Origin of the sequence: Amycolatopsis sp. SID8362, from assembly GCF_010550475.1 — a bacterium.
Taxonomy (GTDB): Bacteria; Actinomycetota; Actinomycetes; order Mycobacteriales; family Pseudonocardiaceae; genus Amycolatopsis; species Amycolatopsis eburnea.
This window is the reverse complement of record NZ_JAAGNB010000866.1, coordinates 1-7195: the sequence shown is the minus strand read 5'-3', so window position 1 is coordinate 7195 and position 7195 is coordinate 1. Positions and strand designations below refer to the sequence as shown.

The 7195-nt window shown below is 71.2% G+C and carries 11 protein-coding genes; 7 read left to right on the top strand and 4 right to left on the bottom strand.

Going from position 1 to position 7195, the window contains the following annotated elements; translation table 11 throughout:
- The coding region (locus G3I65_RS27115) for a molybdenum cofactor biosynthesis protein MoaE (RefSeq protein WP_203612519.1) at window positions 1–255 on the top strand (255 nt) is incomplete at its 5' end.
- Here the strand turns inward: G3I65_RS27115 and G3I65_RS27110 are convergent.
- The gene (locus G3I65_RS27110; protein WP_255481949.1) at window positions 242–607 is read right to left on the bottom strand and encodes a nitroreductase/quinone reductase family protein; all 366 of its coding nucleotides are present in this window, start codon (window positions 605–607) and stop codon (window positions 242–244) included. The genes G3I65_RS27115 and G3I65_RS27110 overlap by 14 nt on opposite strands.
- 119 nt (window positions 608–726) lie before the next feature.
- Between G3I65_RS27110 and G3I65_RS27105 the strand changes: the two genes are divergently transcribed.
- Complete coding sequence (locus G3I65_RS27105; protein WP_160698622.1) at window positions 727–1245, top strand: MarR family transcriptional regulator; 519 nt, start codon at window positions 727–729, stop codon at window positions 1243–1245.
- A 28-nt stretch (window positions 1246–1273) separates the two neighbouring features.
- Here G3I65_RS27105 and G3I65_RS27100 read toward each other — a convergent pair whose 3' ends face one another.
- The 3 genes from G3I65_RS27100 to moaA form a co-directional block, all read right to left on the bottom strand.
- Entirely contained in the window at window positions 1274–1903 is a 630-nt protein-coding gene (locus G3I65_RS27100) for a transglycosylase family protein (RefSeq protein WP_160698621.1), read from the bottom strand.
- 1072 nt (window positions 1904–2975) lie between these two features.
- On the bottom strand, window positions 2976–3236 hold the full coding sequence (locus G3I65_RS27095; RefSeq protein ID WP_203612518.1) for a MoaD/ThiS family protein: 261 nt from the start codon (window positions 3234–3236) through the stop codon (window positions 2976–2978).
- A gap of 1 nt (window position 3237) precedes the next feature.
- A complete protein-coding gene (gene moaA / locus G3I65_RS27090; RefSeq protein WP_160698620.1) occupies window positions 3238–4245 on the bottom strand; it encodes a GTP 3',8-cyclase MoaA in 1008 nt (335 codons plus the stop codon).
- A gap of 149 nt (window positions 4246–4394) precedes the next feature.
- On the opposite strand from moaA, the gene G3I65_RS27085 reads away from it, so the two are divergent.
- The 5 genes from G3I65_RS27085 to G3I65_RS27065 form a co-directional block, all read left to right on the top strand.
- Window positions 4395–4874 (top strand): MarR family transcriptional regulator, encoded by a 480-nt coding sequence (locus G3I65_RS27085; protein ID WP_160698624.1) that lies wholly within the window; start codon window positions 4395–4397, stop codon window positions 4872–4874.
- A 33-nt stretch (window positions 4875–4907) separates the two neighbouring features.
- Window positions 4908–5312: a molybdopterin-binding protein gene (locus G3I65_RS27080; protein ID WP_086857225.1), complete on the top strand. Its 405-nt coding sequence runs from the start codon at window positions 4908–4910 to the stop codon at window positions 5310–5312.
- A complete protein-coding gene (gene modA / locus G3I65_RS27075) occupies window positions 5309–6118 on the top strand; it encodes a molybdate ABC transporter substrate-binding protein (protein ID WP_160698619.1) in 810 nt (269 codons plus the stop codon). Before G3I65_RS27080 ends, modA begins: the two co-directional genes overlap by 4 nt.
- A 61-nt stretch (window positions 6119–6179) precedes the next feature.
- Complete coding sequence (locus G3I65_RS27070) at window positions 6180–6944, top strand: ABC transporter permease (protein ID WP_160698623.1); 765 nt, start codon at window positions 6180–6182, stop codon at window positions 6942–6944.
- Window positions 6941–7195, top strand: a 255-nt coding sequence (locus tag G3I65_RS27065; protein ID WP_160698618.1) for an ATP-binding cassette domain-containing protein, incomplete at its 3' end; no start/stop codon positions are given. The genes G3I65_RS27070 and G3I65_RS27065, both read left to right, overlap by 4 nt.

The window sequence follows — 7195 nt, the reverse complement described above, 5'->3', positions numbered from 1 at the left end:
GCGGGCGACGTGATCGCGGACGTCGTCGCGGACCTGGCGGCGCGGTGGACCGGCGTCCGCGCGGTGGCGGTGAGCCACCGCGTCGGGCCGCTGACGATCGGCGACGTCGCCCTGGCGTGCGCCGTGGCGGCGGAGCACCGCGGCCAGGCGTTCTCGGCGTGCGCGGAGCTCGTGGACGAGGTCAAGGCGCGGCTGCCGGTCTGGAAGCACCAGCACTTCACCGACGGCACCGACGAGTGGGTCAACTCGCCCTGAGCCGGAAGACGGCCACGCGCCCGGCGGCCGCGGCGAACCCGTCCGGGTCGGCGCCGTCGACGAGGCCCAGCTTCACGAACATCGGCACCCCGTGCGGCACCTCGCGCGGGAACGCTCGCATGACCTGCTCGCGGACGCCGGGATCGGTGACCTCTTCGAGCGTCACGGCCTGCTTCCGGCGGCCGTGGGCGAGCTCGCCCCGGCCGGCGGCGCGGACGTTGCGCGCCCAGTCGCCGTCGGGCACGCCGGCGATGACGTAGCGGTGGCCGTCGACGGTCAGCGGTGAGACCGGTGTCGGGCGTGGCGTGCCCGAGCGGCGGCCGGGGACGGTCAGGACGTGGATGGTGCCCAGGCGCAGCCCCAGCCGCGTCAGGAGGCGGACGACGCGGTTGGCGGGACGGAGCCAGCGAGGCAGGGCGGCAAAACCTTTCGACGATCGAAATATTTGCTCGCCAAGGTAGACTCTTTCGAGTGTCGAAGCAATTGCTGGTCACCGAGGCGACCCACGCGGCGTCGGACTTCGGCGCGGCGAACGACGTGGTGGACGAAGCCGCGGCGGCCGCGTTCGGGGTGAACCGCACGGACCTGCGGATCATCGGCCTGGTCGCGGCGTCAGGCGCGCTGACGGCGGGCCGGCTGGCCACGGAGGCGAACTTGAGCCCCGCGGCGACGACGACGGCGATCCAGCGCCTGACGCGGGCGGGGCACCTGACCCGCCGGACGGACGCCGACGACCGCCGCCGGGCGGTGGTGGAGCTGACGCCGGCCGCGGCGGAGCTGCTGGCGGAGATCTACGCGCCGATCGAGCGCGCGGGGCGCGCCATCCTGGAGGAGTACGCGCCGGAGCAGCTGGCGCTGGTGATCGAGGTGCTGCGGAAGGGCGAGCGGATGCAACGGGCGGAGGCCGCCCGGATCCGGGCCCGGGAACCACTCAGCCCTCCACCGCCCGGGGGATCGGCGGTGGAGGGCTGTGTGGAGTCACGGCGCTAGGCCGGACTTACGCATCGCTGCGCGATCGTCACTTGGTGGCGATCTTCTGGCCGACGAGGATCAGGTCCGCGTTCGGGATGTACTTCGCGTTCAGCTCCTGCAGCTTCGCGTAGCCGCCCTGGACGTTGAACTGCTTGGCGATCTTGGACAGGCTGTCGCCCGCCACGACGGTGTAGTCACCGGCCGGGTTCGAGCTGCTGACACCGGACACCGCGGGGGCCGCCTTCGGAGCGATCGCCTTCGGGGCGGTCGTGCTCTTCTTCGGGGTCACCTTCTTGGTGGTGTTGGTCTTGGCCTTGGGGGCCGACGAGCCGCCACCCTTCTTGCCGCAGACCGGCCAGGCGCCGATGCCCTGGCCCTGCAGGACGCGCTCGGCCACGGCGATCTGCTGCTCGCGGGACGCGTTCTGCGGGTTGCCGGTGCCGCCGTAGGCCTTCCAGGTGCTCTGCGTGAACTGCAGGCCGCCGTAGTAGCCGTTGCCGGTGCTGGTGCTCCAGTTGCCGCCGCTCTCGCACTGCGCGATCGCGTCCCAGTTGGTCGCCGACGCGGGGGTCGCGGCGATCGCGAGGGGAGCGCCGACCGCGATGCCCGCGATGGCAACGCGAGCGACGGTGCGGGTGGCAGCGGACATCTTGCGGTGCTTGCCTCGGTAAGACATCTGAATGCTTCTCGGTTTCCCAGCGCCTACGAACCGGTGGTGAGGGTCAGGATCGGGGTCCTGGCGCCGGCCGTTTCAGGCCGGCAGGCGAGTCCGACGCACGGCGCGTCTTCCTCGTCCCCTCGTCCCTGTCCGGAAATGCTTTCGCTCGGGGTATGGGTCCGGGGATCCGTTGGACAGGGCTAGGCGCTACGGATTCCCGGTCTTGCCGGCTGGTCGGGGCCAACCGAAAAGCGACGGTACGTAACGATCGCCGTGATCGGAAATTATTCGGGGCGTGACCTACGTCACAGTAACAGCACGCAACCTCGGTCGATACGCCTGTTTGTGCAGGTCAGAGGGCCGTTATCTGCCCGTTTCCTAGCCGAGATAAAACACGGATCGTGAGGCTTGCATCACGTGATTCGCGCAGCGAATGGACCATTCGCGTCGCCCGCTCGGCGATTGAAGCGCGCATCTTATGACCGGCGACGGGACTTCGCCAGACTTGACAATCCCGTCACTGCTGCCCCATGAGTCACATCAGCCCCACCTGTTAGTGGGGTTTCGATCCACGGCCGGAGCCGCTTGAAAGGGCGATGACCCCGGATGGGGGCCACGCACCGCGACCGACCAGGCGAAACGGGTCACCGGATGGCGTTGCGGCGGGCTCGGATCAGCTTCTCGCGAACACCCGGATTTGATGACGCGCCACGCCGAGGCTGGGCGGCGCGGTCGGCGAGCGGTCGGCCGCGGTACCCGAGCGGTGGGGGAAAGAACGGGAGGGCCGAAGTCGCGCCCGCAGCTGGGCGGCGGGTCGAGGGGTGCGGGCGGGCTACCGGGCCGGGATGGGCTCGCCGGGAGGGGCGGACGCGCTTGCGAGGGGACGGGCGGGCGCGGGCCGGGTGGGGTTGGCGCTCGCCGGGAGGCTGCCTGCGGCATCGCGGCGCACGAGGGCAGCCGGGCCAGGCGATGCCCGGAGCCTGGCCGCCTGTTGCTCGCGTATAGAAGGGTGCCCTGCCGCTCAGTGCGAGAGGCGACCGTCGTACGGGCTGTCAGAGCCTCGCAGCGCGTCCAGGCGGAAGAGGATGCGTCAGCCCCCGGCGAACGGCGGCAGCACGTCCAGCTCCGCGCCATCCACCAGCTCCCGGCCGGGATCGCGCACCGCGACCCCGTCCAGCAGGTAGCTGACCGCGTCCAGCACCTTCGGCAGGCCTTCCGGGTGCAGGCGCCGGAGTTCGCTCGCCGCGTCGGCGACCGAGGCTCCCGATGGCAGCTGGACCTTCTCCTCGTCCACCCCCGCCGCGGCCCGGGCGGCGGCGAAGTAGCGGACCACGATGGTCAGGGTCGTCATCTCAACCGCCGATCGCGCTCATCGGCCGGATCGGCTGGGCGAATCCGGCGTCGTTGATCTCGTGGCCGGCGAGCTTGCCCCACATCGTGGCCCGCCAGGCGTCCGCCACCTCTTCATCGCGCGCGCCCGCGCGCACGAGGGAGCGGAGGTCCGTCTCGTCGTTGCTGAAAAGGCAGGAGCGGACCGCGCCGTCGGCGGTCAGGCGGGTGCGTTCGCACGCCGCGCAGAACGGCCTGGTCACCGAGGCGATCACGCCGACGTCGCCGGGGCCGCCGTCGACCAGCCAGCGCTCGGCCGGGGCGCCGCCCCGTGCCGCCGGGAACGGCGTCAGCTCGAACGACGTCTCCAGCATCGAAAGGATCTCCGACGCGGTGATCATCTCGCCGCGGTTCCAGCCGTGCTGGGCGTCCAGCGGCATCTGCTCGATGAAGCGCAGGTGGTAGCCCTCGGCCAGGCAGAACTTCAGCAGCGGCACGGCTTCCGACTCGTTGACGCCGCGCATGAGCACCGCGTTGACCTTCACCGGCGACATCCCGGCGTCCCGCGCGGCCGCCATGCCCGCCAGCACGTGCGAGAGCCGGTCGCGGCGGGTGATCGTCTTGAACAGCTCCGGGTCGATCGTGTCGAGCGAGACGTTGATCCGGTTCAAGCCCGCCTCGGCGAGCGCCGCCGCCCGTCGCGCGAGGCCGATCCCGTTCGTGGTCATGGACAGCTTGGGCCGCGGCGAAAGCGCCGTGATCCGCGCGACGAGGTCCTCGAGGCCCGGGCGCAGCAGCGGCTCGCCGCCGGTGAGCCGGATGTCGGTGATGCCGAGCCGCTCGACGGCGATCCGCATCAGGCGGACCAGTTCGTCGTCGGTCAGCACCTGGTCGCCCGGCATCCAGTCGAGGCCTTCCGCGGGCATGCAGTAGGTGCAGCGCAGGTTGCACCGATCCGTCAGGGAAACCCGGAGATCGGTGGCCACCCGGCCGAAGGTGTCGATGAGGTGCGGGTTCTCGGGCCTGGGCACGCGAGATGACCCTCGTGTACCGGGGACGCGAGGAAACCCGAGATCCACTGCCGTCATTACGCACAGCGTAGCTCCGGAACGCCCGAAGTGAGCGGGTCGCTACGATACTTTGACGAGTGAGTGGTTCAGTTGCCGAACTAAGAGGGCCTGTGACGGAAAAGAGCTACCCGGTCACCGACGACGAACTCTTCCGCTTCGCGGAATTGGGCCGTCAGGGCAGCACGCTGACGGTCCTCCGGCACGCCAGGATCGCCGAGCGGATGGGCCTGTCCGGCACCGACCACAAGACGTTCGACCTCGTCGTGCAATCGGGCGGACCGTTGACCGCCGGGCGGATCGCCGAGCTGACGGGCCTGTCGACCGGGGCCGTGACCGGCGTCATCGACCGGCTCGAGAAGGTCGGGCTGGTCCGCCGCGTCCGCGATCCGGAGGACCGCCGCAAGGTCCTCGTGGCCGTCGTGCCGGGCGCCGAGGAGCGCTTCGCGCCGCTCTTCGAGTCCGCCTTCGACGCCCTTCGCGAGACGCTGGCGCAGTTCTCCCCGACCGAGCGAAAAGCCATCGAGCGTTATCAGAACGTCATGCTCGAACAGCTGCGCGCGGAAATCCTCGACAATGGCCGCCCCGCGTAGCTTTCCCTCAACTGCGGAGATAATGTCTCAGGCATGCCGCAATTTCGGTTGTCCGAGGCCGCGCGCCTGCTCGGGGTCAGCGACGACACCGTGCGCCGGTGGGTGCGCGCGGGGCAGCTGACCGCCACCGACGACGCCGCCGGCCGCAAGGTCGTGGACGGCGCCCAGCTGGCCGGGTTCGCCCGGGCGCAGGCCGCCGGCCCCGAAGACCCGTCGACGGTCGGCCGCTCCGCCCGCAACAGGTTCGTCGGGCTGGTCACCGAGGTCATCGCCGACAAGGTGATGGCGCAGGTGGAACTGCAGTGCGGGGCGCACCGGGTGGTGTCCCTGATGAGTACGGAAGCCGTCCGCGAGCTGGGCCTGCGCCCCGGAGTGCTCGCGGTCGCGGTGGTCAAAGCGACCACTGTCGTGGTGGAAACACCGGAAGGAAGTCGATGAAGAAGCTCGCTCTCGCCGTCGCGGCCGTCGCCCTGTTCGCGGGCGCGTGCAGCAGCTCGGACGAGCCCAGCACGCAGACCGGCGGGTCGTCGGTCACCGCGCCCGCGCCGAAGGGGTCCGGGAACGCCGGCGGCGGCACGCTGACCGTGTTCGCGGCCGCGTCGCTCACCGAGTCGTTCACCGCGCTCGGCAAGGAGTTCGAAGCGCAGCACTCCGGCGTGACCGTGAAGTTCAGCTTCGCGGGCTCGTCCACCCTGGTGCAGCAGCTGACCAACGGCGCGAAGGCCGACGTCTTCGCCTCGGCCGACCAGGCCACCATGGACAAGGCGAACCAGGGCGGGGTGATCGACGGCCAGGCGACGGTGTTCGCCACGAACAAGCTCGCGATCGCCGTCGCGCCCGGCAACCCCAAGGGCATCAAGTCGTTCGCGGACCTGAACAAGGCCGGCCTGAACGTCGTGACGTGCGCGCCGCAGGTGCCGTGCGGCGCGGCGGCCAAGAAGGCCGAGCAGGACACCGGCGTCACGCTCAAGCCGAAGAGCGAGGAGTCGGACGTCAAGCAGGTCCTCAACAAGGTCGCCTCCGGTGACGCCGACGCGGGCCTCGTCTACGTCACCGACGCCACCTCCGCCGCGGGCAAGGTCGAGAAGGTCGACTTCCCCGAGGCCGCGCAGGCGGTCAACAGCTATCCGATCGCCGCGGTCAAGGGCGGGCAGGCCGAGCTGGCGCACCAGTTCGAGGAGTTCGTCCTCGGCACCGAAGGCAAGAACGAGCTGACGAAGGCCGGGTTCGGTCCTGCGCAGTGAGCGACGCTCGAACGGCCGGCCGGGATCCGTCCCGGCCGGCCGTTCGCGCGTCCCGTGGGTACTGGGCATCCCGGCCGCGCTGGCGCTGGCGCTCGTCGTGCTGCCGGTCGTCGGCCTGCTGGTCCGCTCGGACCTGACGCGGCTGCCGTCGCTGATCGCCACGCCGTCGTCGTGGCACGCGCTGCGGTTGTCGCTGCTCACCGCGGGACTGTCCACCGTGGCCTGCGTGCTGCTGGGCGTGCCGCTGGCCGTCGTGCTGGCGCGCGCCCGCTTCCGCGGCGTCCGGCTGCTGCGCTCGGTCGTGCTGCTGCCGCTGGTGCTGCCCCCGGTCGTCGGTGGCCTCGCACTGCTCTACCTGCTCGGCCGCAAGGGCTTCCTCGGCATGCTGATCACCACGCTGACCGGGGAATCGGTGCCGTTCACGACGGGCGCGGTGGTGATCGCGCAGACGTTCGTCGCGATGCCGTTCCTCGTCGTCAGCCTCGAAGGCGCGCTGCGCAACGCCGGCGACCGCTACGAGCAGGTCGCCGCGACGCTCGGCGCGCGCCCGTGGACCGTGTTCCGCCGGGTCACCCTGCCGCTGCTGCTGCCCGCGCTCGGCTCCGGCGTGGTCCTCAGCTTCGCCCGCGCGCTCGGCGAGTTCGGCGCCACGATCACCTTCGCCGGCAGCCTCGAAGACGTCACCCGCACGCTGCCACTGGAGGTCTACACGCAGGCCGAAGTGGACATCGACAGCGCCGTCGCGCTGTCCCTGCTGCTCATCGTCGTGGCGGTGCTGGTCATCGCCGTCGCGCGGCCGCGCTCGTGGGAAGGCGGCCTGCGGTGAGCCTGACCGCCCGGATCGAGGCCGTCCGCGGCTCGTTCTCCCTCGACGTCGGCCTCGACGTGCCGGCCGGGCACGTGCTCGCGCTGCTCGGGCCCAACGGCTCCGGCAAGTCGACGGTCCTGGGCTGTCTCGCCGGGCTCGTCACGCCGGCGTCGGCGGAGATCACCGTGGCCGGGCGCGCGCTGGCCGGCGTCGCGCCGCACCGGCGGGGGATCGGCCTGCTGTCCCAGGACGCGCTGCTCTTCCCGCAC

Bases quoted from the DNA above. Each gene is read 5' to 3' on its own strand.
- G3I65_RS27100 (WP_160698621.1), bottom strand. From the start codon at position 1,903: ATGTCTTACCGAGGCAAGCACCGCAAGATGTCCGCTGCCACCCGCACC.
- G3I65_RS27095 (WP_203612518.1), bottom strand. From the start codon at position 3,236: ATGACGACCCTGACCATCGTGGTCCGCTACTTCGCCGCCGCCCGGGCC.
- modA (WP_160698619.1), top strand. From the start codon at position 5,309: ATGAAGAAGCTCGCTCTCGCCGTCGCGGCCGTCGCCCTGTTCGCGGGC.
- G3I65_RS27080 (WP_086857225.1), top strand. From the start codon at position 4,908: ATGCCGCAATTTCGGTTGTCCGAGGCCGCGCGCCTGCTCGGGGTCAGC.